General features: G+C 57.8%; 31 protein-coding genes. 6 read left to right on the plus strand and 25 right to left on the minus strand.

The features are described 5' to 3' along the window. The first annotated feature begins 253 nt into the window (after nt 1-253). The 4 genes from B3873_RS18740 to B3873_RS18755 all read left to right on the plus strand — a co-directional run bounded on the left by B3873_RS18740 (nt 254) and on the right by B3873_RS18755 (nt 4,540). Nucleotides 254-1,234 (plus strand): LysR family transcriptional regulator, encoded by a 981-nt coding sequence (locus B3873_RS18740; protein ID WP_209534466.1) that lies wholly within the window; start codon nt 254-256, stop codon nt 1,232-1,234. Between the two features lie 57 nt (nt 1,235-1,291). Beyond that, complete coding sequence (locus tag B3873_RS18745) at nt 1,292-2,197, plus strand: LysR family transcriptional regulator (RefSeq protein WP_286868108.1); 906 nt, start codon at nt 1,292-1,294, stop codon at nt 2,195-2,197. 138 nt (nt 2,198-2,335) lie between these two features. Beyond that, nucleotides 2,336-3,190, plus strand: coding sequence for a putative hydro-lyase (locus B3873_RS18750; protein ID WP_286868110.1), 855 nt, complete (start codon nt 2,336-2,338; stop codon nt 3,188-3,190). 105 nt (nt 3,191-3,295) lie between these two features. Further along, a complete protein-coding gene (locus tag B3873_RS18755; RefSeq protein WP_039784630.1) occupies nt 3,296-4,540 on the plus strand; it encodes an MFS transporter in 1,245 nt (414 codons plus the stop codon). A 31-nt stretch (nt 4,541-4,571) separates the two neighbouring features. Here B3873_RS18755 and B3873_RS18760 read toward each other — a convergent pair whose 3' ends face one another. The 19 genes from B3873_RS18760 to B3873_RS18850 all read right to left on the minus strand — a co-directional run bounded on the left by B3873_RS18760 (nt 4,572) and on the right by B3873_RS18850 (nt 15,688). Then, complete coding sequence (locus tag B3873_RS18760; protein WP_286868111.1) at nt 4,572-5,174, minus strand: RNA 2'-phosphotransferase; 603 nt, start codon at nt 5,172-5,174, stop codon at nt 4,572-4,574. Between the two features lie 194 nt (nt 5,175-5,368). After that, complete coding sequence (locus B3873_RS18765) at nt 5,369-6,196, minus strand: hypothetical protein (protein WP_286868113.1); 828 nt, start codon at nt 6,194-6,196, stop codon at nt 5,369-5,371. 56 nt (nt 6,197-6,252) lie between these two features. Continuing rightward, nucleotides 6,253-6,495: a hypothetical protein gene (locus tag B3873_RS18770; RefSeq protein ID WP_286868115.1), complete on the minus strand. Its 243-nt coding sequence runs from the start codon at nt 6,493-6,495 to the stop codon at nt 6,253-6,255. A 52-nt stretch (nt 6,496-6,547) separates the two neighbouring features. Beyond that, nucleotides 6,548-7,075, minus strand: coding sequence for a hypothetical protein (locus tag B3873_RS18775; RefSeq protein WP_198516441.1), 528 nt, complete (start codon nt 7,073-7,075; stop codon nt 6,548-6,550). A 27-nt stretch (nt 7,076-7,102) separates the two neighbouring features. Further along, the gene (locus B3873_RS18780) at nt 7,103-7,465 is read right to left on the minus strand and encodes a hypothetical protein (RefSeq protein ID WP_286868117.1); all 363 of its coding nucleotides are present in this window, start codon (nt 7,463-7,465) and stop codon (nt 7,103-7,105) included. A gap of 43 nt (nt 7,466-7,508) precedes the next feature. After that, nucleotides 7,509-7,802, minus strand: a complete 294-nt coding sequence (locus B3873_RS18785) for a DUF7684 family protein (RefSeq protein ID WP_209534472.1) — start codon at nt 7,800-7,802, stop codon at nt 7,509-7,511. 73 nt (nt 7,803-7,875) lie between these two features. Further along, entirely contained in the window at nt 7,876-8,397 is a 522-nt protein-coding gene (locus B3873_RS18790) for a hypothetical protein (RefSeq protein WP_209534473.1), read from the minus strand. Between the two features lie 42 nt (nt 8,398-8,439). Next, nucleotides 8,440-8,787 carry a hypothetical protein gene (locus B3873_RS18795; RefSeq protein WP_286868121.1) on the minus strand — a complete coding sequence of 116 codons (348 nt, stop codon included), beginning with the start codon at nt 8,785-8,787 and terminating at the stop codon, nt 8,440-8,442. After that, complete coding sequence (locus B3873_RS18800; protein ID WP_286868124.1) at nt 8,784-9,362, minus strand: hypothetical protein; 579 nt, start codon at nt 9,360-9,362, stop codon at nt 8,784-8,786. Before B3873_RS18800 ends, B3873_RS18795 begins: the two co-directional genes overlap by 4 nt. Nucleotides 9,363-9,442: 80 nt before the next feature. After that, entirely contained in the window at nt 9,443-10,117 is a 675-nt protein-coding gene (locus tag B3873_RS18805; RefSeq protein WP_286868127.1) for a hypothetical protein, read from the minus strand. Nucleotides 10,118-10,186: 69 nt separating this feature from the next. After that, the gene (locus B3873_RS18810; protein WP_286868129.1) at nt 10,187-11,044 is read right to left on the minus strand and encodes a hypothetical protein; all 858 of its coding nucleotides are present in this window, start codon (nt 11,042-11,044) and stop codon (nt 10,187-10,189) included. Nucleotides 11,045-11,185: 141 nt separating this feature from the next. Further along, nucleotides 11,186-11,599 carry a hypothetical protein gene (locus tag B3873_RS18815; RefSeq protein ID WP_286868131.1) on the minus strand — a complete coding sequence of 138 codons (414 nt, stop codon included), beginning with the start codon at nt 11,597-11,599 and terminating at the stop codon, nt 11,186-11,188. Nucleotides 11,600-11,663: 64 nt separating this feature from the next. Further along, nucleotides 11,664-12,068, minus strand: a complete 405-nt coding sequence (locus tag B3873_RS18820) for a ribonuclease E inhibitor RraB (RefSeq protein ID WP_286868133.1) — start codon at nt 12,066-12,068, stop codon at nt 11,664-11,666. A 151-nt stretch (nt 12,069-12,219) separates the two neighbouring features. Then, entirely contained in the window at nt 12,220-12,636 is a 417-nt protein-coding gene (locus tag B3873_RS18825) for a hypothetical protein (RefSeq protein WP_286868135.1), read from the minus strand. Between the two features lie 81 nt (nt 12,637-12,717). Next, on the minus strand, nt 12,718-13,170 hold the full coding sequence (locus B3873_RS18830; protein WP_039784614.1) for an Imm50 family immunity protein: 453 nt from the start codon (nt 13,168-13,170) through the stop codon (nt 12,718-12,720). Nucleotides 13,171-13,353: 183 nt separating this feature from the next. Beyond that, nucleotides 13,354-13,653, minus strand: a complete 300-nt coding sequence (locus B3873_RS18835; protein ID WP_286868136.1) for a hypothetical protein — start codon at nt 13,651-13,653, stop codon at nt 13,354-13,356. Nucleotides 13,654-13,781: 128 nt separating this feature from the next. Then, a complete protein-coding gene (locus B3873_RS18840) occupies nt 13,782-14,168 on the minus strand; it encodes a hypothetical protein (protein ID WP_276842982.1) in 387 nt (128 codons plus the stop codon). 54 nt (nt 14,169-14,222) lie between these two features. Next, nucleotides 14,223-14,708, minus strand: a complete 486-nt coding sequence (locus B3873_RS18845; RefSeq protein WP_286868138.1) for a hypothetical protein — start codon at nt 14,706-14,708, stop codon at nt 14,223-14,225. Nucleotides 14,709-14,794: 86 nt separating this feature from the next. Next, a complete protein-coding gene (locus tag B3873_RS18850; protein WP_286868154.1) occupies nt 14,795-15,688 on the minus strand; it encodes a LysR family transcriptional regulator in 894 nt (297 codons plus the stop codon). Between the two features lie 108 nt (nt 15,689-15,796). Between B3873_RS18850 and B3873_RS18855 the strand changes: the two genes are divergently transcribed. Next, complete coding sequence (locus tag B3873_RS18855) at nt 15,797-16,747, plus strand: NAD-dependent epimerase/dehydratase family protein (RefSeq protein WP_286868139.1); 951 nt, start codon at nt 15,797-15,799, stop codon at nt 16,745-16,747. 160 nt (nt 16,748-16,907) lie between these two features. On the opposite strand, the gene B3873_RS18860 is transcribed toward B3873_RS18855, so the two are convergent. From B3873_RS18860 to B3873_RS18880, 5 genes are all read right to left on the minus strand, one after another. Then, nucleotides 16,908-17,729, minus strand: a complete 822-nt coding sequence (locus tag B3873_RS18860; protein ID WP_286868140.1) for a tetratricopeptide repeat protein — start codon at nt 17,727-17,729, stop codon at nt 16,908-16,910. 134 nt (nt 17,730-17,863) lie between these two features. Next, nucleotides 17,864-18,064 carry an entry exclusion lipoprotein TrbK gene (gene trbK / locus B3873_RS18865; RefSeq protein WP_286868142.1) on the minus strand — a complete coding sequence of 67 codons (201 nt, stop codon included), beginning with the start codon at nt 18,062-18,064 and terminating at the stop codon, nt 17,864-17,866. Nucleotides 18,065-18,150: 86 nt separating this feature from the next. Then, the gene (locus B3873_RS18870; RefSeq protein ID WP_286868143.1) at nt 18,151-18,819 is read right to left on the minus strand and encodes a DUF2268 domain-containing putative Zn-dependent protease; all 669 of its coding nucleotides are present in this window, start codon (nt 18,817-18,819) and stop codon (nt 18,151-18,153) included. After that, nucleotides 18,816-19,484: an LpxA family transferase gene (locus tag B3873_RS18875; protein ID WP_286868145.1), complete on the minus strand. Its 669-nt coding sequence runs from the start codon at nt 19,482-19,484 to the stop codon at nt 18,816-18,818. The genes B3873_RS18870 and B3873_RS18875 overlap by 4 nt, the downstream gene beginning before the upstream one ends. A gap of 85 nt (nt 19,485-19,569) precedes the next feature. Beyond that, entirely contained in the window at nt 19,570-20,493 is a 924-nt protein-coding gene (locus B3873_RS18880) for a LysR family transcriptional regulator (RefSeq protein ID WP_286868147.1), read from the minus strand. Between the two features lie 113 nt (nt 20,494-20,606). On the opposite strand from B3873_RS18880, the gene B3873_RS18885 reads away from it, so the two are divergent. Continuing rightward, nucleotides 20,607-21,809 carry an MFS transporter gene (locus B3873_RS18885; protein ID WP_286868149.1) on the plus strand — a complete coding sequence of 401 codons (1,203 nt, stop codon included), beginning with the start codon at nt 20,607-20,609 and terminating at the stop codon, nt 21,807-21,809. A 76-nt stretch (nt 21,810-21,885) separates the two neighbouring features. Here B3873_RS18885 and B3873_RS18890 read toward each other — a convergent pair. Beyond that, on the minus strand, nt 21,886-22,569 hold a 684-nt coding region (locus B3873_RS18890; RefSeq protein WP_286868152.1), incomplete at its 5' end, for an isocitrate/isopropylmalate family dehydrogenase.

Consider the following 22,569-nt stretch of genomic DNA (forward strand, 5'->3'; position numbering starts at 1 on the left):
CATACCAGTGCGGCTCCGGCAGACGGAACAGGCCGGGCGGGACAGCCCCGGGAGCTGCGTAAATCATTTACACTTCTGCCCGCAACACCCAGCCCCTCCTGGTGCGGCAAGTGTGCAGCCATTGCGCGGCGGCGTCGCGTCAACGGCTCGTTGACATGAATAGATCCGGTTGAATCGAAAAACAGATGCGCGAATACGGTGCAGCGTTTATCCTCGCCGCACCCCTTCATGAGGCCCCTCGAGGAGCGAACCCATGGCGCGTCCGCCCGAACTGAAGCTGCAGCAACTGCAATATCTGATCGCCATCGCCGAGCATGGCGGCCTGCGTTCGGCTGCACAGACCCTCAACGTGACCGCCGCCGCTGTCAGCAAGGGCTTGCAGGAGTTGGAGAATACCGCCGGCACCCGCTTGCTGGAACGCCAGGCACAGGGGCTGCAACTCACGGCTGCGGGCCGCAAGCTGCTCACTCGAGCCCGGCTGATCCAGTGTGAAGTCGAACAGGCCATGCAGGAACTGGGCGCTGCGCGGGCCAGCAATCGCATCCGTTTCACCGTCGGTGTCACGCCGTGGATTTCGATGACCCTGCTCACCCCCACGCTGCTGCGCTTTGCCGAACTGCGGCCGGATGTGAGCCTGCGCCTGTCCGATGTCTTCGGTTCCGACTATGCTGCCCTGCGCGAGGGCAGCATGGACCTGGCCATCGGCCTGGCACCGCCCGATGAGGGCAGCGCTGAACTGGCGGCGCGGCCGCTGTTTTCCTACGAACACGCGATCGCCTGCCGCCGTGGCCATCCGCTGCAGCAGGCCCGCCATCTGGAGCAACTGGCCGGACAATCATGGTTGGTCAGCCACGAGATCGGCCAGTACCAACCGCCCCTGCGCGATTTCTTCCAGACACACTATGGCGACGGTGCGCTGCCTGGCGGCGGCCAAGTGCATCAGTACCGTTCCCTACACATGATGGAACTGATCTGCAACAGCGACCTGCTCACCGTGGTCCCCTGGCCGGTGATCGAAGCCAGCCGCCAGCACTACCCGCTGGAAGCGCTCACGCTCAAGGAGCGGCTGCCGGCCAGCATCACCTGCTACGTCACGCGCAAGAACGCGCCCATCCATGGCTGCGTGAGCGATTTCGTCGGGGCCATGATGCATGTGCTCACCGACGAGGCCACCCGCAGCCGCTTCCTGCATCCGCGGGTGTTGCGTTCGCTGGACGTGATCGCACAACGCTAGCCGGCAGGCGCGCGCATCTGGTAGCCTAGGGCCTGCCCACCCCACCGCCGAGCACCCATGAACCTGCGTTTCGTCGAGGCCTTCCACTGGGCCGCCTCGCTCAAGAGCATCACCCGCGCCGCCGAAAAGCTCCACATCACGCAATCGACCATGTCCAGCCGCATCGCCTCGCTGGAAGAGGAACTGGGCGTGGTGCTGCTGGACCGCCGCGAGAAACAGTTTCGCCTCACCGTGGCCGGCCAGCGCTTCCAGCGCCTGGCGGTGAAGCTGCTCGACATGCAGCGCCAGATCCGCCAGGAGCTCGGCGGCAACAGCGCCGGCCCGCTGCTGCTGCGCATCGGCAGCATCGAATCGGTGGTGCACAGCTGGCTGCCGGCCTGGCTGCAGGAAATCCGCAGCCGCTATCCCGATTTCGCGCTGGAACTCACCGTGGAAACCTCGCCGGTACTGACCGAGCAGATCCGGCGCGGTGCCCAGGACCTGGTCTTCACCTCCACCGTGGGCAGCGACACGGCGGTGCGCTCGCGCCTGATGACGCCCATGGAAATGGTCTTCGTGGGCCATCGCGATCGCTTCGGCACGCGTTCCCACACCCTGGGCGAACTGGCCGCACACGACCTCATCACCTTCCAGCGTGGCTCGCAGCCGCACCAGGGATTGCTGCAGCTGTGCCAGGAATGGGGCGTGATCGAACCGCGCGTGCATGCCATCTCTTCCATCTCCGCCATGGTGCAGCTGGTGGAAGGCGGCTTCGGTGTGGCCACCCTGCCGCGCGCCTCGGTGCGCGAACTCACGCGCCGTCTTCCCTTGCGCATCCTGCGTTGCGAGGCCACGCTCCCGCCCTTGCAGATCCACGCCAGCTATCGCGAAGATCCCAGTTCCAGCCTGGCCGAACTGGTGCTCGATTCGGCATTGGAGCATGCACGCCGCACCCCAGGCAAAGGCCGCGCCACAGAAAAATGAGCCACTGGCACGGAAATCGCTACAGTGAAATTTCCGTTGTCCTCATCGAAAAAATCGATAACAAAAGATATAAATTTTTTGTTGGACGCTGTCCCGGCACGCTCCTAACATCGGCTCCATTCCAAGAAGGAGACCGCCATGCCAGAGACTGCCACCGCCTCGCCCGCCGTACCGATTCATCCCGCAACAGCCCCTGCGCTGTCGGCTTCCTCCAGCGCGCTAGACGTGCGGCTGGCTGCCCGCAGCGGCGCATTCACCGGCCACACCAGCGGGGTAGCCAGCGCCCACGTGCAGGTCAACCTGGCGATCCTGCCGGCGGCGCTGGCCGATGATTTTCTCGCCTTCTGCGAACGCAATCCCATTCCCTGTCCCTTGCTGGCCGTCTCCAAGCCGGGCTCGCCCGCCCTGCCCGCGCTGGGCCTGGACCTGGACGTACGCAGCGATGTGCCGCGCTATCACCTGTGGCGCTACGGTGAACGCGTGGCAGAAGTGAACGACCTGCGCGCGGTGTGGCGCGACGATCTGGTCACGTTCGCGCTGGGCTGTTCCTTCTCTTTCGAACATGCGCTGCTGGCCGCCGGCATTCCGCTGCGCCATGTCAGCGAAGGCCGCAACGTGGCCATGTACCGCACCAATATTCCGACGCAGCCGGTGGGCGTGTTCCAGGGACCGACGGTGGTGTCGATGCGGCCGCTCAAGGCCGCCGATGCCATCCGCGCCATCCAGATCACCGCACGCACGCCGCAGGTGCATGGCGCACCCATTCACATCGGCGACCCGGCCCTGATCGGCATTGCCGATATCCAACAGCCCGACTATGGCGAAGCGGTGGACATCCACGCCGATGAGCTGCCGGTGTTCTGGGCCTGCGGCGTCACGCCGCAAGCCGCCATCGTCGCCGCCCGGCCCGAATTCTGCATCACTCATGCACCCGGCTACATGCTGGTGACTGACAAGCTCAACAGCGAACTGCTGCTCGACGCACAGGCCTAGCGCCTGCTGCCGCTCTACCGTTTTTTCATCGATGGCCGCATGCTGCCTGCACGCGACCAGCGATGCCGCACGTCAGTGATTTACACATTCATTACGGGGATCAACATGTGGCTGCAAGAGACAACGACATCCGAGCGACGCACGCTCACGGCGACCTTCACCGGCTATGCGGTGGATGGTTTTGATTACATGATCTACACCTTCCTCATCCCCACGCTGCTGGCCGCGTGGAGCATGAGCAAGGCCGAAGCCGGCTACATCGCGACCGGTGCCCTGCTGACCTCGGCCATCGGCGGCTGGGCAGCAGGCGTGCTGGCCGACCGCTACGGGCGGGTGCGCGTGCTGCAATGGACGGTGCTGTGGTTTGCGCTCTTCACTTTCCTCTCGGGCTTCACGACGTCATTCGGCGAGCTGTTCTTTACCCGTGCGATGCAAGGCTTCGGCATGGGTGGCGAATGGGCCGTCGGCTCGGTGCTGATCGCCGAGACCATCTCGGCCCGCCATCGCGGCAAGGCCTCGGGCCTGGTGCAGAGCAGCTGGGCGGTGGGCTGGGCGGCTTCAGCGCTGGCGTTCTGGGGCGTCTACGCGGTGCTGCCGCCGGAGACGGCGTGGAAAGTGCTGTTCTGGATCGGCGTGCTGCCGGCCCTGCTGACGCTCTACATCCGCCGCGCCATCAGCGAACCGGAGGTCTTCCTGGCGACCCAGGCCCGGCTGCGCGAGAGCGGCCAGCGCGGCAACTTCCTGCGCATTTTCCATCGTGACCTGCTGCGCACGACGCTGCTGGCCAGCCTCCTGGCCACTGGCATGCAGGGTGCGTATTACTCGGTGACCACCTGGCTGCCCACCTTCCTGAAGACCGAACGCCACCTGTCGGTGCTGGGCACCAGTACCTATCTGCTGGTGTTGATCGGCGGGTCTTTCTGTGGCTACCTGACCTCGGCCTGGCTGTCGGACACCATCGGCCGCCGCCGCTGTTTCATGCTGTTTGCGGCCATGGGGATCGTGCTGGTGCTGAGCTATACGCAGCTGATCATTACCGATGCGTGGATGCTGGCGCTGGGCTTTGTGCTGGGATTTTTCCTGTCGGGGATTTTCTCGGGGATGGGGGCTTATCTGTCTGAACTGTTTCCCAGCGATGTGCGCGGTTCGGGACAAGGATTCTGCTACAACTTCGGGCGTGCGGTCGGGGCGATCTGTCCTGCGCTGGTCGGGTATCTCAGCAACAGCCTGCCGCTGGGGCAGACCATCGGGTGGATTGCGGCGGGGTGTTATGGGCTGGTGATCGTGGCTTGCCTGATCTTGCCGGAGACGAGGGGGAAGGAGCTGGAGGCGGTGGTGGCGGCGTCGTGATCCACCACCGTCCCGTTGAACAACGTAATTCTCACTTCACGCCGGATTCGTTTTCCATGCCGGCGTGAGCGTTCTCGACCAGCTCGCTCAGGTAAATGGCAAGCACGGAATCGGTCAGCCAGACACCGTTATCGGCGATATGGAACACGCTTCCCGCTGCGGCCATTTTCCTTGCATCGACCACAAGCACGACCGGCTTGCCATGCCGGCTGCCGACTTGCCTTGCCATCTCAGGACTGGCGGACAGATGCACATGCTGCCGGGATCCTGCATGCAGTCCGCTGGCGTAGATGGATTCCAGAAAGCGCGTCGCCGTACCGTGATACAGCACGTCCGGCGGCACGCTGGGTGGCAGTCCAAGCGCAATCTCGACGGAATGGCCTTGATTGGCGCGAATCCGTTGGCCATCGGGGCTCAGTGCAAAACGTTTCTTGTCGCTGCTCGCAACGATGGCTTCGACCAAGGGGCGGTCGAAGCTCAGGCCATTGGCGTGAGCGTTGGCCAATCGAATCAGTTCATCTACGTCTGCCCAGCCGGCGGGATCCAGTTGAAGGCAGATCTCTTCGGGCTTGTGGCGGAGTACCAGGCTCAGGAATTTGCTGGAGGTCTCCATTGATTTTCGGTTGCTGTTCATTTTCAATCATGTGTTGGTGATGTCTGCCTACTGCAATGGCGGGCATTCAGGACATAAGTGGCCACTGCTCCGTATCGCGATGGCTATTCAAACCTGCCGCAGCGAACCTGTCGGCCTGTTCGGAAACATTGACGCCGACCAGAGCCTCCACTCGGAGTGGTATCAATCAAGTCCTCCTCTGGCCGAAACGGTTTCTAGATGACTATTTTCTGAAATCGATCATCGTACGGCAACAGGTCATCATGCGGCTTGACGCACCTGATGAAGCAACGATTCGTCAGGAGCTCGATTCGCTCGTCGAGGGTCAGCTCCGGACAGGCTTCCAGGACCTCCTTCAATTCAGATCCTTTCGCGTGCAGATCGTATTTGCCATCGACGTTGAAGTACTGCATGTTACCGATGGCATAGTCTCGCCGAAAAGCCGTTCTCCATTGCGAGTTGCTTCCCCAGCCGTGGGACAGATCACGGTGAGGCCTCCCTTTTCGGCGATAGGCCCAATACAGAGTCGTGCTGCGCGCCAGATCAGGATCAAGAACCTTGGCGTTTGCTTCCAATTCAATTCCGCCGCGCAGGACAAGCAGATTGCCGAGCATCACGCACGGCCATCGGGAGGAGATGATTTCAGGGACAGGAGAAGCCTTGTCCGATAAACGTGCATCGACGATCTCATGATGGAACGGCGAAAAGGAAGCAGGCGTCAGCGATCTCAGGCCCAGAACCTTGATGAACTCCAGAAATTCATCCATGGAAATCTGCGGACCTTCCCAGCCCGCGTCTGGCCCCGGCTTCTGGAAACCCAGAATCAGAAGATCCAATACACGGCTCAGCGCATAAAGCTCCCACGACTCCTCCAAGCTCACCAAAGGAACAGGCGCACCTTCGCGGTGACCCAGGGAGCGCAACCACGTTTGCTGGTCTCCACTTGTCCTGAGCCAAGGCAATAGAAGCTCGGCATAGACGCTTTCGCCATCATGCGCCAACAGCGCATCATGCAAATCGCGGAAGGAGATCTGGTTCAACATTCAATTTCCCGGACAAGAGATTGTCTTCTTCGCGCCCGCCAGCAAGAGGACTTCCATCATTCAAGGCCGATTGTCCGAGGCAGTGCCCGAACAAAATCCGAGCGCTCTCCATATTGCGGGGCCAGCTCCGTGATCATTTCAACCAGGTCCATCCTGGTGGCTTCCGGCGCGCCGTGAAGTTGAGCAGCAAGGGCTTCCATCTGAGAAACGGCAACATCTTCATCGATCTGCGAATCTTCAGAGAATTCCAGAAAGATGAACATATCGATGATGGAACGTACAATGGCTTTGTCGAGCATATTCAATCTACGGGAAGATATGATAGTGGCCGATTGCGGACCGAGCTATTCGCTACTTTTGTGGATCATAGGCCAATGTCAGACTGTCCCAGTGCAGATCATGATCTTCAACAGAGGCAGACCAGTCGCATGAATTTAACAGGCGACGCAGTTCGGAGAGACAGCCGCACCAGTGCTGCACACCTATCCATGTCGCTTCGCCTGAATTGTCCGGAAGCTTGGTGCTACCAGAAAAGACGATAGCGCTTTTGAACATGCCTGGTCGCTGACCGTTGAGTTCGAACTGAAAGGATTCCCAGTTAAGGCCAACACCTGTCGACAGGAATTTTTCTATTTGGGAATCAACTGAATATCTTGCACAGATCAATTCTATTTCCTTGATCTCCGAGGGACTTAATGGCTTTTTTCTGCGGGCGGAGTAATAGATGGAAACTGACACTTTCTGGAGTCCTATAAATTGATTTCGCTCATTATGTCGGTTATTGGCTGGAAGCAGACAATCATTCCAAGAGCTGTTTCTCTTCTGATAGAGATGCCCGGTTTGTAACGCGCAAAGCGAGAGCCGCCCGGCAAAACTCATTTTTGAAGTTCCATTCGCACTGAGTAGTCATTCGTACCATGGTGAAACCAGTGCGCCAAAGAGAAACGCTGCCACCGAAACAGCGGCCAGCAAAGCTGGAGATATCTTTTCCGGTGAAACACGCAGTCTGGTCAAGAGAAAAGCCCTGACATTGAGAAGGACGGCTCCCGGCAATATGGCAATGGCCGGATACAGAATCACGCCCCACCCTACTTGGGCAGCTTCATTCAAAAACGCCAGCCCGAACACCACGAATAACGCCGGTGCAAAAGGCAATACGATGTCTGAAAGAAGCAAGGTCTCGTGTTTCCAGAGATATCGCCACGGTGCGATGAGTGCGGTCAAGATCGCCAGGAGTGCCACAGCGAGATGAATGTATATCAGCATCATTTATATATCTCTTCGAAATGGCTGTTTCTACCCGGATGCAGCCCTAACGCTCCAATACCTGAACGTCGGCCTTCTCTCCCGTATCAAACAACTGTGCGAATTCGATTACCTCAGCAAGGGACTCATCGATATGAGAAGTAGTCGTAATGAAATGAGGCTCAGCTGACCCTTGATCCAAGCCTATCCAGTCCAACGCCTCCTCCCATTTGTCGACATCAGCCCCCAAGACGCAAAAGAGCCTGACACCATCACTACAAAGCTGGCGAAGGAAATCCTCATCTCGCTCAGGAACATAGCCGGATCGGGATAGAAGAACAATTTTCTTGGAATAGGTCATCCTGGATTACCTCTTCTACTCCTGGCAGATTGCTGACATGGTACGCGGCACATCTGTATCGTCAACGACTTGGCTACCGCGCATTGAGATTCAGCAAAGTGCGATTCAGTCTTTCAAAATCAATAGGTAGAGGCACATCGGTGATGCAGTTTGGATTGCATCTGAAGTCGCGGTCATTCATCTGGAGCCAAACGCTAAACATGGCTGAATCCCTTTCCAGAACCTTTTCAACCTTGACAGCAATATCCTGCCAAAGCTTGGCATCGTGATTGTTAGAGCAAACGAATATCGAATGGTCCTCACCCTCTCGTCCCGAATAGTAGCTTACTGTCGCCCTGTCAGATTCCCATCTGATCGCCGTCTCATCCTTGATCCTGATTTTCAAGTCGGGCCCGATGACATCTTGAAGATCGGTTCGAATTTTGCCCGCCATGCGGGCGGGCACTGACGCCCTGAAGTTCATGCAAGTTGGCGTTTCTTCGATTCTGAACGCCGTGTAATAAAGCATCGCCCCTACTACCAAGGCCAGCAGGACAACGACAAGAAATGCACCAGCTCCCAGCTTGATGAATAGTTTTCGTGACAATGAGGTCATGGGCATCTTGCTCTTGCTTGTTTGATCGCTCTGAAACGAACGTTAATCTGCTTGTTCGACGCTCACTGCTGGCCAGTAGCAGACCTCAGGAATGGCATTTTTCTCTTCAGATATTTCAAGCGCTTTCAAAAGGCTCACTTCGATCGCATCCATCCAAAAAGCAGATAGCAAAAGCCATTGATGACGCCGATGATAATTGCACCGATTTCCAGCGCGACCAAAAACTGATTTACGCCAAAATAGAAATTTATAAAGTGCAGGATAAAGGCCACGACAGTCAAAAAGATGGCCAAGGAAAATTGAATTTTGAATCTCTTGGAATATTTTGACATGGTCAATCTGCCGTTTCTTTGCTACTGGACTCGTCTGTTCCTGCCCGGATGCAATCATTCGACTATCTTTTTAGACTCCTCGACAAGCCTATCCCAGCGAGAAAACAATCGGAACCCAACGTAGTCGTTCTTATATTTAAAGGTCCGCCGATAGTAGCAATCCCAGTAGCTAATCATTCTAGCTTTTGCCTTTGCATAGAACGCCGGGTTTTCTCTCAATATTTGGGCGTACATTCCAGCATCGAAGTGATCAACATTCTTTTCCATGTCGTAGAGAATTTCGATGACATATTCACTTGCCAACCAGATTACAAACGGAACGATCCACGGTTGGCTCTGATTGAAAAGATTTGCCAGCTGACGCTGTCGAATATAACCATCGTGGTGCCGCGTTAGTATGCATGTGTACAATGTGCCTGCTTCCACGGGAAGACTCTTGAACACTCGCTCGTCGAATTGCTGATAAATCCGGACAGGAAGTTCGAGATTTTCTCCCTCGATCTTTACTTCGATTAAAGGTCCACTTGAGAAAGTTATTGGGCGAGTTCTTTCCGCAAACAATGCCGCATATTCCCTCAAATGTGAGGGAAATGCCTTTGTTAACTGAGCGAGCGTATTTTGATCGATGGGCACGATATTTATTCTTCGATTCTTCTTATCAATATTGCTATCCGTCTTTGGCGGCGCTCCTGCCCGTTAGCCGACACACATGTTCAAACCACCACCCCAATCTCTTTGAATGCCACCCCTAATAAATAGCGCTCACATTGCCTCTTGAACTTCTCGGTAACAAAAACTGTTGCACGGTTGGAATCTCCCAAGGTGAAAATATCCGCAGAGAGATGTGCCCGCTCAATTACCAAGTGCTCTATCGCAAAAATCTCCCCAACACCGAAGCGATGTACCACTGAATCTGGCGAATAATTCGAAACACAACCGATGCAATTCATTAATTCCCATTGAACGCCATCAATTAGGACGGGCAAAAATTCCAGATCTGACAGCAGTTCAGTAAGGATGGCCTTCTTGGCACTGCCGTCGACTGCGATGAAACCTCTACAGTAAACGCAAAGCGCCGTGAACGCCCGCACATCACTTGCCGGTTCCAGATATAGATTGAGCTCGCGCCAATGATCCTTGAGTACTGCTCTATTTAGCCCCTGAGTCGCCGAGCGCCATTGCTCGAAATGTGCGGCAATAACACCCGGGGCACTTTCGGCAGGCCACAACGTATAAAGTTTTTCGCTCAACATACCTCCTGGAAGTGTCACCGTACAGATGTCGTATTTTTGAACGTAGCCTGGGTGCGCATCATCGAGAGTGAATCCCTCGAACAAACCATTTTCTTGAATATAGTCGCGGTAGCTGCCTGGTATCGATGGACGCATGATATCCAGCTCATCATTTTGAACGTCGGGTGACACTCTTGGCGCTTGGACATTGCTTATTCGCGAGGGTCAGCCACACTTGCCAAGCAGTTCCTCACTCAATACATCGCCAACCGACACGATCTTCAGCTGACCCGTGAAAGCGCGCAGTCCCCGGAAGAACTTGCCTATATCGCGTGTGGGCCTCTCGTACGCAGGTACGCGGACCGGTAGCGCATAGCCCTTCTCAACAAATGGCCCGAACAGGTCCGCCAGTTTGTCCGGTGCCACAACGCAAGTGTCCTTTGTTCGTGGACGAAACAGGGGCTTGGGAGCGAGGTCGTCCCTGACCACAATCACTGCGTCCGTCTGCGGCATGAGCGTTGGAATACCATCCCCCCACACTATTGCCGAGTGCAAGTGGCCATCAATGGTCGCAAAAATGATTGTGGGCACGAACAGCACCTCACCGAACTCCTCTTGCAATGCCGTCTTCGCGCGATTCCATCGCCAGGCCGCCTCGATCTTCGCTTCAGGACAGGCCAGAAACGGCCCCTTGTGCTGTGATGTGATTGCCTTGTAGCCGAACTCATTGCCGGCATTCCACCCGGCGAGGAACCCTTCCCGGGTGTACGGCCCCCGGTCCATGCCGTGCGTTTGCGGGTCTTCCACGTCGGGCTGAAAGTGCTCCACGAACGCGCGGACCTCAGGCTCGGCCTCCAGGCCGAAGATGTGTGGGCGGAAGTAGTTGAGGTTCAGTGACGCACCCATCAGCTGATTCGGGTCGTCATCACTCTCCTGAAATTCGAACAGGAAGTACACCCCCGTGTCCTGGCTCTGGTAAACGGCCGACCCATTGAGCTGGTAGTGCGGACGGCGGCGAAAATATTCCTCCACGGCACTTCGCTGTGTGGGCTGCGGGAAAGTGAAAAAGAGATCGTAGCTCATGGTCTGTCCAAGTTTGTCATCGGGTTCTCTTCATCGGCCTGCACGCCAGCCAGCCGCTCAATGTTCTGGCTGGCCACCGATTGCAGACTTTGCCGGTATTCTCGCCAGAAACGCGGTATTCCCGGCCGTCGATTATGGCAATCATTTCTGAACCGCCCTTCTGTAGAAGACACGGAAAATCAGATAGGCCAGGAAAATGACCACCATTAAAAATAGGCAGAACGGCCAGATGCTGAAGGTGCCAAGGACAAGCACACCAGGCTCTCCAACTATCCGGTAATGCTGTCCATCCCGCGGTTCAGGTAGGGAGAAAATTCCGAGAGATGAGTCCAGGACGAAGTAGCAAGCGTAACTTGCCACAATGGTAGAGACAAAATAGATCCAAGGACGTGAAAGCTTGCGCCAGAAAAGCACAGCTGCTACTGCTGCACAGAACAGAGGAAGCACCATTATCAACATGGTTTCCCATTCCAAGTAGTCCAGCAGCATCAATATTGCAAGGCCGATAGTCAATATGGCTAGCGCAGATCCGGACGCCAAGGATGGATTCTTCATGAAATCATTTGAATGAGGTACGGGTTGTCAATCCGCTGCGCTCCTGGCCGCTTGCGGACTTCGGCTATTTGATCCCGACGGTTCCCCAGCCATCGTAGTAACCATGATGGCTGGCGGCCAAGGCTGAAAGGTCGCGCGTTATCGCTTGCATTGCACCGATCTCCGGCGCCATTTTTCGCTTCGCATGCACCTCCCACAGGGTTCGCTTGGGGACCTTTCCAATACTGGCAATCTCGTAACCGCGAGCGCGAAGGTTGTCAGCTGCCGCCACTGCATCGCTCTCCTGGCCGAAGACAAGAAAGAAGTCGATGTCGTGCGTCTTGGTCAAATCTGCGCCGTTACGCTGCAGGCTCTCGATCACCCGGGCATCCTGTTGTTCAGCAATTGATGTCTGCGCTACCGCAGGAAAGCCCGTGAGCGATGCGCCTGCCAATAGCGAGCATAGAAGCAAATGAAACGGTTTCATCATGATTTTCCAATAGAACAGGTCGACGGCATCAGTTGTATCTCGGCTACTTCCAACGAATTTTATTATCGATTGCAGCGATACCAGGAAATGACCATGCATACGTCATGGCAAATTTTTAAAAGTGACAAGCTGCTTCTTCCGGTGAAAACGATCACACTCCCTCAACCGCCCAGCCGATCTCTGAACATTGCGGCTCTTCAGAACTGAAAACACTCAGGCAGCCGTTACCTGTTACCACCATCCATTCCCGACCATCAAGCTCCAAGCCTTGGAGCCTGCTTTCTTCCGACAGCCACCCGCCATCAGTCACCTCGATGAGATGAGTACCGAAGGGAAATCCTTCGGAATGAACATAGCGGTACAAGTGCGTTCCATCCAGAAAGCGAAAACCCGCTACCGGCGGTGGAAAGACTATTCTGAGACCACGGACAATATCCCCATCCATTGAACAAGCGACAGTGACGACGAGCTCGCCATGGGTGTCCGAGGCAAGTGATGAAATATCGGAATTTGATTGGACGCCGCTAGCCGGCAAACATGCACGTGCCGTGAAGTGTCTGGGTTTCATTCGAGTCGATTCCAAGGTCTGCAGAAATTCCTGACTGGGTTGATGTTCTTTGACTGTTCCTGGCCAGATGCGGACAAGAGTTCACCGGGTATCAGGGACAGGCAGTTTCTCCAGCGATTCCACCTGAACCGATTTGCATCGGAATGTTCCTTTCAAGCCCCAGGAGGATTCGATGCTTACGCTCGCTTCCAAGGTATCCGACATCGCGTCCACAGCGATATCCAGAGAATGAATGACGTTCTGGCCGTTGAAGTCAGACATGACGAGATCCTGTAGCTCCTTGAAGACAAGATGAACAAGAAGGTTCTTGTGCAGCCTCAAGTGATACTGCGCAGTTCCCAGTCCAATTTGCTCATGTCGTCGGACATGAATGCTGAGGCGGAGTGATGAGCCCCCTTCGGCCCCGATATCAGCTTCCCGCTGAAGAAGAACTGCAACGACTTCATCATCGTGAAAAGATGGCCATTCCCCTAGTTCAACAACTAGTTGCTCAGAGCCATCGATGAAATCAAGAATGTCTGTGTTTGCGTTCATGGTTTGGATACATGGCAGGTCTGGTGCTAGCCGACTGCGGGTTGCGTGTAGCCATTCACTGCGGGAATCATCGTAAGGAAAGCGGATAGCGTTATCCCAATGCGCATCATCTGGCCTTCACGAACGTCATGGCGACACAAAGTCATGGGTGATAATTATCACACCTGCGTCCGCAGGGCATCTTCATGTTGAACCAAACACTTGCGAATGCCATGGGGCATTGGCATCAGCGAACCAGGAAGAATTCGATTGATTGGCGAACTGAGCAAGCTCACTCAGTTCGCCCTGATAACGCAGATAAAGAGCCAGCAGCTCCTGAAGACTTGAAGCGGAGATCCTTTTGGAACGCAGGCGCATATGCAACTTCCTACCATAACCTTTCACCGACACTACCCCGGGGATAGATTGCAGCCACGTGAAAAATGCCGCCTCGTCCCCAGGAGAGAAGTAGCGCATAGGTGCCTGCCAGATAAGTGTGGCCATATCAAACTGATGGATAAAGGAACATGAACGGATAATACTGCCTGCTGAAACACATCCTGTTGAAGCAAATTCAAATTGACCGAAGACCAGCGAAATGCCGAGTCTGCATCTTGCAGAAATCAGAGCGGCTACTCCAATTGCCTGATCGTTTTACTGAAGGCTGGCAATCCCAGCAAACGGGCATGCTGATGGAAACTCTCCTCCGTCATGGGCCCTGTAACGCTGTCTTTTTCCATCTCCAGGAAAAAGTACTGCACGATTTTTCTATCGTTGTCTGGATGCCGTTTCGCGACGATATAGCGTTCATCCCAACCCACTGCGAATACCGTTTTCTGAATTCTCCCGACGCAGTTTCCTTCGGGCAGCTCGTAACACAGGTACATATCCTTCTGGCTGTCGATATGGGCCAACAGGTAGGGACCGACCAAGCGCTCATCTGACGGGCCACATCCAGCCAGCAGCAACATGAGCGCCATTAAAACAGAGATTTTCAGTCCCTTGCGATTGATGAACATGGTTGATCTACCGTCTCTTTCAAACTGGTCCTGCCTGTTCCTGGACGACCCCGTTCAGGAGGTGGCATTCGCTCGTATCGGCATCCACAGCTTCACAGGGCGCAGTTCACGCTTTGCCGCTGGCCAGATGTAGACCGAATACAAGTCGTCGGCGGGCTCCCATTCATTTTTAATCGTGTGCACCCCGCTGATCAGGTACATGAAACCATAAGACCCGGGCGCTATCTCCAGTCGAGAGGCATCCGGAAAGTACTCGGTGCAGCCGAGCACGACGATTTTTCCGGTGGGAGAGGCGAATGCACCTTCTACCACGTGGTCGAATTGGTCCGACTGGATCTCGGGAGGCTCATCGACAACATGGAGCTCAACCTGCACATCAACATTTCTCAGGGTTCCGAAAGACAGTGCTGTTTCGCCCGCGGCGACCATCATGCCAACGGGTGCATCGCGCCAAAGCTCACCGAAATCATCATTCGAATCTTCATCCTGGACGATGAACTGAAAATAGTCCGCAAAAATGCTCAATCGATATTTCGCCACGCTTCCCTCTTGATGTCTCGTTATTTTCGAACTGACACTCCGGGCGAAAATTGGGGAGAGGACATCCTCGATTGCATCCCAGCGCTTCACCCCCGTATATAAGCCCCCAATCCCGCCACCAACGCAGCAAAGGTCACGGCACAACGCGGACTCGCCCGCAAGTCCTCATGCATGGCAATCCAGGTTTCCATCTTGAGAGAGAATTTCCTCGGCAGCAGATGCACGAGTGCGTCATCCCTGTCCGCCAGCCCCACCTGGCAAATCCCGATGCCGAAGCCCGCGCGAATCGCCGCCAGTTGCGCCAGATCACTGTCGGCCCGGAATGCCAGGCCGGCGCGCGCGAGCCAGGGGAATTGCTCCAGTACCTTGCGGACAAAGGCGCTCTCCTGATCGAAACCAATCAGCGCATGGCCCGCCAGTGCATCAATCGAGTGCGGTACCCCATGTGCCGCCAGGTAACGCTGGTGCGCATGCAGTCCCACTTCGATGCTGCCCAGCCGCTTGGCGATCAGCGCATCCTGGACCGGCTTGAACATGCGCACGGCAATGTCCGCCTCCCGCTGCAACAAGTCATCAGCCCTGTTGGACATGACCAGCTCGATGCACAGCCCCGGATGCCGATGCTTGAGTTCGGCAAGGATCGGGGGCAGCACTTCCACGCTGATGACTTCACTGGCGGTCAGCCTGACCGTGCCGCGCACTTCCCTGCCGTGGCTGCTGGCGACCCGGCGCAGCGCTGCCGAGGTGGCCGCGATACCGGCCGCATACGGCTTCAGTTCCAGGGCCGCATCCGTAGGCGAAAAGCCATCAAAGGAGCGCACGAACAGTTTCAGCCCCAGCGCCGACTCCAGCTGTTCGATGTGACGGCCCACCGTCGGCTGCGTGAGCCCCATCTCGCGCCCGGCCGCTGACAGCGATCCCGTCTCCAGCACCTTGAGAAAACTGCGGTACCACTCCCAGTTCGGTTCGATGTCGGCCAGGGTATTCATTTATGTATAGAAGCTAGGCTAATTTATGCAATTTTCATTTATACCGCAATTTCGCATACTGAGCATGTTCGTACTCACAACCTCTTTCGGGAGAACCCCATGTCCAGGATTGCCCTCTTCGGTGCCGCCGGTGCCATCGGTCAAAGCATCGCCTCTGCCATCAGCGCGCAAGGGCTGCCCTATCGCGTAGTCGGCCGCAATGAAGCCAGTTTGCGCAAGGCCTTCGGGGCCGACCCGCTGGCCGAAATCGTCAGCTGGAACCCCGACTCGCCGGCGTCCGTGGAAGCCGCTGCACAGGGGATCGACACGCTGATCTATCTGGTCGGCGTCAACTACACGCAGTTCGAGCTGCATCCTGAACTGATGCGCAAGACGCTGGACGGCGCGATCAGCGCTGGCGTCAAGCAGGTTCTGCTGATCGGCACGGTGTATCCCTACGGTCTGCCGCAGACCTCACCGCTACGGGAAGACCACCCGCGCAATCCGCACACCTTCAAGGGCCGCATGCGCAAGGCACAGGAAGACCTGCTGATGCAGGCCGACAGCACAGGACGCATCCGCGCAGCGGTGCTGCGTCTGCCGGATTTCTACGGCCCCGGCGTCGAAGCCAGCTTCCTGCACGGTGCGATCAAGGCGGCGGCGCAGGGCGGCACGGCAGACATGATCGGGCCACTGGATCGTCCGCACGAGTTCGTCTTCGTGCCCGATGTCGGTCCGGTCGTGGCCAGGCTGATCAACGCGCCTGCGGCCTTCGGCAGGATCTGGCACCTGGCCGGTGCCGGGGTGACGTCGCAACAGGCACTGGTGGAAGAAATGGAAAGGCAGACCGGGCGCAAGCTGAAGAAGCGCGTGGCGGGAAAGACCATGCTGCGCATCATCGGATTGTTCAATCCGATGATGCGCGAACTGGTGGAGATGCACTATCTGCAGACGCAGCCGGTGATCATGGATGATTCGGCGCTTCAGCAATTGATCGGGCCGATCAGGAAGACATCCTATGCTGACGGTATCAGGATGGCACTGGCCAGCCAAGGCGGAACATCCGCTTGAGCAGGCGACGGGGCCGCACCGTCCTGACCGTCATGCGCCGCCAACTCAATGGCCTCAGCTTCAGCAGGGTCTCGCTGAAGATCTCTCCGCCCTCGGGATAATAATCATGACCGCAAGAATCAGTGATTCAGTCACGCATTTTGATACTCGTCTATCTCTGCTACGACTCTGGCATTTGAACGGACCGTGATCCCATTGCATATTTTTCGCCAACCTCAATCTGCCATGCAATGAACTCAGCAGCAATAAATCCATAGCGCTCCCGGAATGAAACGGTTTCACGCCACATAAGCTCGGCGTAGGTCTGCATCAAGGTCGAAGCAAGAACGAATTCTGATTGATCCAGATAGCGTTGAATGGCATTCAGCAGAACGGGGAAATCTGCATTCTCCTTCTTTCCACCGAAAGAGAGCGTGAGCTCCTTTCTGGCAAGCCAGACCGGATCCTCCGCCAACAAGGGCGGTATTGACTCCCTCCCGCAAAGCCAGCGCAAGGCCTTCAACGGTCGCGTACCAAAACTGGGAGGAGAAATGATCGCGTGCAGTGCGGTCACGATGGCATCCTCGATACGACCGGCTCGAACGTATTGGGCCCACAGCAAAGACAGGGCATCGGTATATTCCGGCAAGATGGTCGTGGCGCGCTCCAGAAGTACGATGGCGCCCTCAACCTGCTGCGCCTCTTTTGCAGCGACGAAGCAGGCGAAGGGAGAGTCGGGATCCTCCAGTACTGTCGGTGGCTCAGGGTATTCCTCAGTAGCGGACTGAACCACGCGCAGAAACGCAGCAAGAGAAGAACCGACCGGTTGTATCGTCCAGGAATCGTGCCAGGTCTCAACGACGATGGGTTCCAGTGATTCGCGCCCAATCGGCCAATACAGACCGAAGGTGTCACCGTTTCCCAATGCGTAGTCAGAGAAAGGGATGAAGCCCAACGGTGGGTAGGGCGTGCGATGGACCCAGTTGCTATCCAATGAAATCAAATTTAGCTGTTCTGGCCGGCGCATAGCAAGAGAGAGGCGTATTCGTGGTACTCCCGGCGCTTACCAACTCACCGAGCTTGACCATATTGAAATTAGAAGACTGTTTGCACCTACTGGAGCCGCATTCACCCCGATTATTCTTTCTTGGCGCAACGTGATGACAAGATCGATCGTTCCAAAACGTCGCTGACTTTTCGAATCGCTTCTGGCGTACAGCTTTCTGCAGTGGGCGTTGGCGAGATCTTTGCCGGCTGACGTGTGAAGCTTCGGTAAGCGAAGACAACCATGATGGCTACCGCAATGACTGCGATGGCCAGATTGGCACGTGGTTTCAAATCACGACTCCTCGTTCATACTTGAAAAAGGAGAATGATACCGTGCGCAATTTGCTTGCGCTCCTTCATATCAATTCAATTCCGGTTCACCGATCCCGCCCTTGAGCAAGCGCGAGCATTTCCGCCAGCATGTTGCGCAATGCCTCGGCCTCCACCGCAACCATGCCGGAAGCGGTCCGCCTCTCGCCTTGCCTGACATACCTGCCCACCATCTGATAACCCAGCGAATAACCCACCCATCGCGGCAACGCCCCCGTCCCGAAGAACCAGGCCCCGTGATCATGATCGTCGCGACTCCACATCTGCAGCGCCAGCGCGATGGTCTCGCTCATGCTCAGGATATCCAGCGTTTCCCAGGGCTCCGGATCCCCGCCCAGGAGCTCTTGCGCGAAGTGCCCCGCCAGTCCCTCCGACACCAGCGCCTCGCCCAGTGTCGCCCCGTATCCGGGACCATCCCAGCGCGCGGCATGATGCAATTCGTGGGCGAACATGCGTTCCAGCGAAGACTGTGCATTGGCCAGCAGCGCGGGATGACCGGGATCGATGGTGAGGTGGATGAGCCCGGGGCGCGGGGCATATCCCAGCAGCCCCTTCTCCGGCACCACCTGCTGTCCGGCCTGTATGACCACATCCAGCGGCTGCAAGGGCAACAGCTGCGCAGCCTTGGCATGCGTCTGCAGCAATGCATCGCTTATCCATGCGCGCAAGGGCGTCAGGCTTGCACGCGCATCGAGAAAATGCAGATGGAGCGTCATGCGTTCCTCATGGCGACAGGATCGAGAGCCGGTGCGAGCCGGGCCGCATCCAACTCATCATCCCGCAACCCTGTCCGTGCAATGATGGTCCCGGGTGCAAGCAAGGCCCCGGGCGCGATCACCGCATTGGCACCTACTCGGCAGCCATCGCCAAGTACGGCACCGAATTTGTTGACGCCCGTGCTGACCAGCTTGCCGTCGATGCGGACCCGCACCGTCTTGTCATCACGCTCGTTGCGATGATTGCAGACGATGCTGCCTGCTTCCAGATTGACATCCCGGCCGACGATGGTGTCCCCGACAAAATTGAAATGCGCCAGCCGTGCTTGTGCAAACAGGAAGGATGATTTCAGTTCGCAACCCGGTCCGATACTGCATCCCTCAGCGATCCAGCATCCGCCACGAAAGTAGGCATGCGCCCCGACGAACACGTTGGGCCCGACGATCAGCGGTCCCTTCAGCGTCACGCCCTTTTCAATCACCGCCGTGCGGTGTATGGCCACCTCGCCCTCGATTCTGAACTGCGATGCCTCGAGCGTCGGCAGCATCTGGCGGAGGATGGCCTCGCTTTGCGCAGTCAGCTGCCAGGGAGCAAGGCTAGCCCACGGCGCAAGCGCACTGTGTTCAATGGATGCGATGAAATGAGAAAGATGCGCGGTGGTCATGATGCTCCGGCTGATCGATCAATGAGAGACCCCATATCAAACAGAAAATGTTTCCTCAACCGCAGAGAACGACATTGAAGCACAGTTAGCCCGCCACCGTCGCGCCTATCCCCAGCGTCCTCTCAAAATGCCCCACCACCGCCCGCACCTTGGCCGAATGTTCACGGCTGCGCTGCCAGACGATATGCAGAGGCAAACCCTGCGTCACATGCGCAGGCAGGATAGCCACCAGGCTGCCCTCGCGCAAGGCCTGCTCCACCACCCAGGTTGCCAGCTGCGCAATGCCCAATCCCGCCTGCACCGCCGCCACCTGCGCCTCGGCCTGCCCAAGAATGATGCGTCCTTCCGCATGCTGCCGTACCACCGGCTGATCGCCGTCCTTGATGAGCCACGGACTGCTGCTGCCATCCGCACGCGCATACAGCACCGCATCATGTGCCTGCAATTCCTGCAGTGTGCGCGGCTCGCCACGGCGGGCAAGATAGGACGGCGCAGCGCAGAAAACCAGTTCTTCATGTCCGAGGCAGGTATAACCCAGCGTGGCCGGCCAGACGTCGCCGCCCCCGATGCGTACCACCACATCGAGCCCCTCTTCCACCAGATCGACGAAGCGATCCGTGAAGGACACCTGCGGCGTGACCTGCGGATGTTTCTCCGCAAAGGCCAGCAGCGAATCCATGCCGCGCAGGCGGCCAAAGGTGGCCGGCATGTCCACGCGCAGGCGTCCCGAGGGCGCAATCTCATCCGAGGCCAGCATGTCCTCGGCGCTCTTCAACTCATCCAGCACGCGCACGCAGACCTGATAAAACGCATCACCCGCATCGGTCAACTCAACGCGCCGCCGGCCCCGCTGCAACAGCGGGCGCTTCAACCGCTCCTCCAGCCGCGCCACGGCCTTGCCCACCGCTGAATTGGTGAGATGCAGGCGCTCCGCTGCCGCCGTGAAGCTCCCGGCTTCGACGACGGCGACAAAGGTCTCGAGACCTTTCAGCCTTTCCAGTGGCGACATTTTGCACTCCCGCAGATGGAATTTTTTTCCAGATAAGCGACGATTTTATATCCAACAGTGGATATTTATTCTCCCTTACCATCTCGGGTCAATTTCCGGACGGAGTCCCTCAGATGCCAGTTGCCCCCAGCGCCACCGCGCGCACCCGCACTCAGCCAGCGCAAGACACGCATGGCGGCAGTGCCTCGATCGCCATTCTCGCGGTGGCCGCTTTCGTCATCGTGACCACTGAATTCCTGATCGTTGGCCTGCTACCCGCACTGGCGCGCGATCTGCGCATCAGCGTGGCCAGTGCCGGCCAGCTGGTCACGCTCTTTGCCGTGGTGGTGATGCTGTGCGGTCCGCTGCTCACGGCCAGCCTGGCGCATCTGGAACGCAAGCGCCTCTTCATCATCATCCTGGTGATCTTCGCGCTTTCGAATGCACTGGCCGCACTGGCCTGGAACATCTGGATCCTGGCCGTCGCGCGCCTGGTGCCGGCGCTGGCACTGCCGGTGTTCTGGGGCACGGCCAGCGAGACGGCGGCACAGATCGCCGGACCGCAAAAAAGCGGACGCGCAGTGTCGACGGTCTATCTGGGCATCTCGGCGGCCATGCTGTTCGGCATTCCGCTGGGCACGCTGGTGTCGGAGGCCGTCGGCTGGCGTGCCGCCTTCGGCCTGCTGGCGCTGCTGTCGCTGCTGGTGGCAGTGTTGATTGCGGCTGTGGTGCCGCGCGTGCACAGCGCCCCCAGCGGTGGCATGGCGGCGCAGGCACGCATCCTGAAGAGCCCCTTCTTCCTGGCCAATGTGGCCCTGTCGGTGCTGGTCTTCACGGCCATGTTCACGGGCTATACCTATCTGGCCGAGATGCTGGAAAAGTCCGCCGGCATCGCCCCCGCCCACGTGGGCTGGTGGTTGATGGGCTTTGGCGCGGTCGGCCTGGTCGGCAATTGGCTCGGCGGGCTATGGGTGGATCAGAAGCCGCTCGCCACTACCGCCCTCTTCTGCGCCATCCTCGCGCTGGGCATGGCGGGCAGCATGCTGTTGAGCCAGGCGGGCTGGGCCTTTGCGCTGGCACTGGCGGTATGGGGCATCGCCAATACGGCGCTCTATCCGATCTGCCAGATCCGCGTGATGAAGGCTGCTTCGGGCGCGCAGGCGCTGGCCGGTACGCTCAATGTGTCGGCCGCCAATGGCGGGATCGCGCTCGGTGCTGCGGTGGGTGGCGCGGCGCTGTCGTCGTGGGGCGCGGGTCAGGTGGGCTATCTGGCGGCGGGGATTGCGATGCTGGCGGTGGCGATGGCTACCATCATGGCGAAACTCTCACCGCGCTGACAGCACGCCGCTGCGCTCAGCGCCTCAACCAAGAAGGCCGGCATCAAGCCGGCCTTCCTCATTCAAGACCCATCACTCAAGCCTCTTGCTGCCCCCGCGCCGCCTTGGCCACGAAACTGCAAACCGCCTCGGTCACTTGCACCGTGGTCGCCTTGCCGCCCAGGTCACCGGTATGCAACGCCGGATCGGCCGTGACCGCTTCAATGGCCTGCATCACCTGCGCCGCTGCATCGTGCTCGCCCAGGTGTTCCAGCAGCATCACCACCGACCAGAAGGTACCGACCGGATTGGCCAGGCCTTTGCCCATGATGTCGAAGGCCGACCCGTGGATGGGTTCGAACATGGACGGATAGCGGCGCTCCGGATCGATGTTGCCGGTGGGCGCAATGCCCAGGCTGCCCGCCAGCGCAGCGGCCAGGTCGGAGAGGATGTCGGCATGCAGGTTGGTGGCCACGATGGTGTCCAGCGTGGCGGGACGGTTGACCATGCGCGCGGTAGCGGCGTCGACCAGTTCCTTGTCCCACTTCACGTCCGGGAATTCCTTGGCAATCTGCACTGCGATCTCGTCCCACATCACCATCGCGTGGCGCTGGGCATTGCTCTTGGTGACCACTGTCAACAACTTGCGCGGACGCGACTGCGCCAGCTTGAAAGCGAAACGCATGATGCGCTCGACGCCGGCACGGGTCATCATCGAGACATCGGTGGCCGCTTCGATGGGATGGCCCTGGTGCACGCGGCCACCGACACCGGCGTATTC

Origin of the sequence: Herbaspirillum sp. UBA812 (assembly GCF_002296545.1) — a bacterium.
GTDB lineage: Bacteria > Pseudomonadota > Gammaproteobacteria > Burkholderiales > Burkholderiaceae_D > Herbaspirillum > Herbaspirillum huttiense.

What these genes read in the sequence shown, in the direction of transcription:
- B3873_RS18740 (WP_209534466.1), top strand. Translation starts at nt 254, where the DNA reads ATGGCGCGTCCGCCCGAACTGAAGCTGCAGCAACTGCAATATCTGATC.
- B3873_RS18745 (WP_286868108.1), top strand. Translation starts at nt 1,292, where the DNA reads ATGAACCTGCGTTTCGTCGAGGCCTTCCACTGGGCCGCCTCGCTCAAG.
- B3873_RS18750 (WP_286868110.1), top strand. Translation starts at nt 2,336, where the DNA reads ATGCCAGAGACTGCCACCGCCTCGCCCGCCGTACCGATTCATCCCGCA.
- B3873_RS18755 (WP_039784630.1), top strand. Translation starts at nt 3,296, where the DNA reads ATGTGGCTGCAAGAGACAACGACATCCGAGCGACGCACGCTCACGGCG.
- B3873_RS18760 (WP_286868111.1), bottom strand. Translation starts at nt 5,174, where the DNA reads ATGAACAGCAACCGAAAATCAATGGAGACCTCCAGCAAATTCCTGAGC.
- B3873_RS18765 (WP_286868113.1), bottom strand. Translation starts at nt 6,196, where the DNA reads ATGTTGAACCAGATCTCCTTCCGCGATTTGCATGATGCGCTGTTGGCG.
- B3873_RS18770 (WP_286868115.1), bottom strand. Translation starts at nt 6,495, where the DNA reads ATGCTCGACAAAGCCATTGTACGTTCCATCATCGATATGTTCATCTTT.
- B3873_RS18775 (WP_198516441.1), bottom strand. Translation starts at nt 7,075, where the DNA reads ATGAGTTTTGCCGGGCGGCTCTCGCTTTGCGCGTTACAAACCGGGCAT.
- B3873_RS18780 (WP_286868117.1), bottom strand. Translation starts at nt 7,465, where the DNA reads ATGATGCTGATATACATTCATCTCGCTGTGGCACTCCTGGCGATCTTG.
- B3873_RS18785 (WP_209534472.1), bottom strand. Translation starts at nt 7,802, where the DNA reads ATGACCTATTCCAAGAAAATTGTTCTTCTATCCCGATCCGGCTATGTT.
- B3873_RS18790 (WP_209534473.1), bottom strand. Translation starts at nt 8,397, where the DNA reads ATGACCTCATTGTCACGAAAACTATTCATCAAGCTGGGAGCTGGTGCA.
- B3873_RS18795 (WP_286868121.1), bottom strand. Translation starts at nt 8,787, where the DNA reads ATGATTGCATCCGGGCAGGAACAGACGAGTCCAGTAGCAAAGAAACGG.
- B3873_RS18805 (WP_286868127.1), bottom strand. Translation starts at nt 10,117, where the DNA reads ATGCGTCCATCGATACCAGGCAGCTACCGCGACTATATTCAAGAAAAT.
- B3873_RS18810 (WP_286868129.1), bottom strand. Translation starts at nt 11,044, where the DNA reads ATGAGCTACGATCTCTTTTTCACTTTCCCGCAGCCCACACAGCGAAGT.
- B3873_RS18815 (WP_286868131.1), bottom strand. Translation starts at nt 11,599, where the DNA reads ATGAAGAATCCATCCTTGGCGTCCGGATCTGCGCTAGCCATATTGACT.
- B3873_RS18820 (WP_286868133.1), bottom strand. Translation starts at nt 12,068, where the DNA reads ATGATGAAACCGTTTCATTTGCTTCTATGCTCGCTATTGGCAGGCGCA.
- B3873_RS18825 (WP_286868135.1), bottom strand. Translation starts at nt 12,636, where the DNA reads ATGAAACCCAGACACTTCACGGCACGTGCATGTTTGCCGGCTAGCGGC.
- B3873_RS18830 (WP_039784614.1), bottom strand. Translation starts at nt 13,170, where the DNA reads ATGAACGCAAACACAGACATTCTTGATTTCATCGATGGCTCTGAGCAA.
- B3873_RS18835 (WP_286868136.1), bottom strand. Translation starts at nt 13,653, where the DNA reads ATGGCCACACTTATCTGGCAGGCACCTATGCGCTACTTCTCTCCTGGG.
- B3873_RS18840 (WP_276842982.1), bottom strand. Translation starts at nt 14,168, where the DNA reads ATGTTCATCAATCGCAAGGGACTGAAAATCTCTGTTTTAATGGCGCTC.
- B3873_RS18855 (WP_286868139.1), top strand. Translation starts at nt 15,797, where the DNA reads ATGTCCAGGATTGCCCTCTTCGGTGCCGCCGGTGCCATCGGTCAAAGC.
- B3873_RS18870 (WP_286868143.1), bottom strand. Translation starts at nt 18,819, where the DNA reads ATGACGCTCCATCTGCATTTTCTCGATGCGCGTGCAAGCCTGACGCCC.
- B3873_RS18875 (WP_286868145.1), bottom strand. Translation starts at nt 19,484, where the DNA reads ATGACCACCGCGCATCTTTCTCATTTCATCGCATCCATTGAACACAGT.
- B3873_RS18880 (WP_286868147.1), bottom strand. Translation starts at nt 20,493, where the DNA reads ATGTCGCCACTGGAAAGGCTGAAAGGTCTCGAGACCTTTGTCGCCGTC.
- B3873_RS18885 (WP_286868149.1), top strand. Translation starts at nt 20,607, where the DNA reads ATGCCAGTTGCCCCCAGCGCCACCGCGCGCACCCGCACTCAGCCAGCG.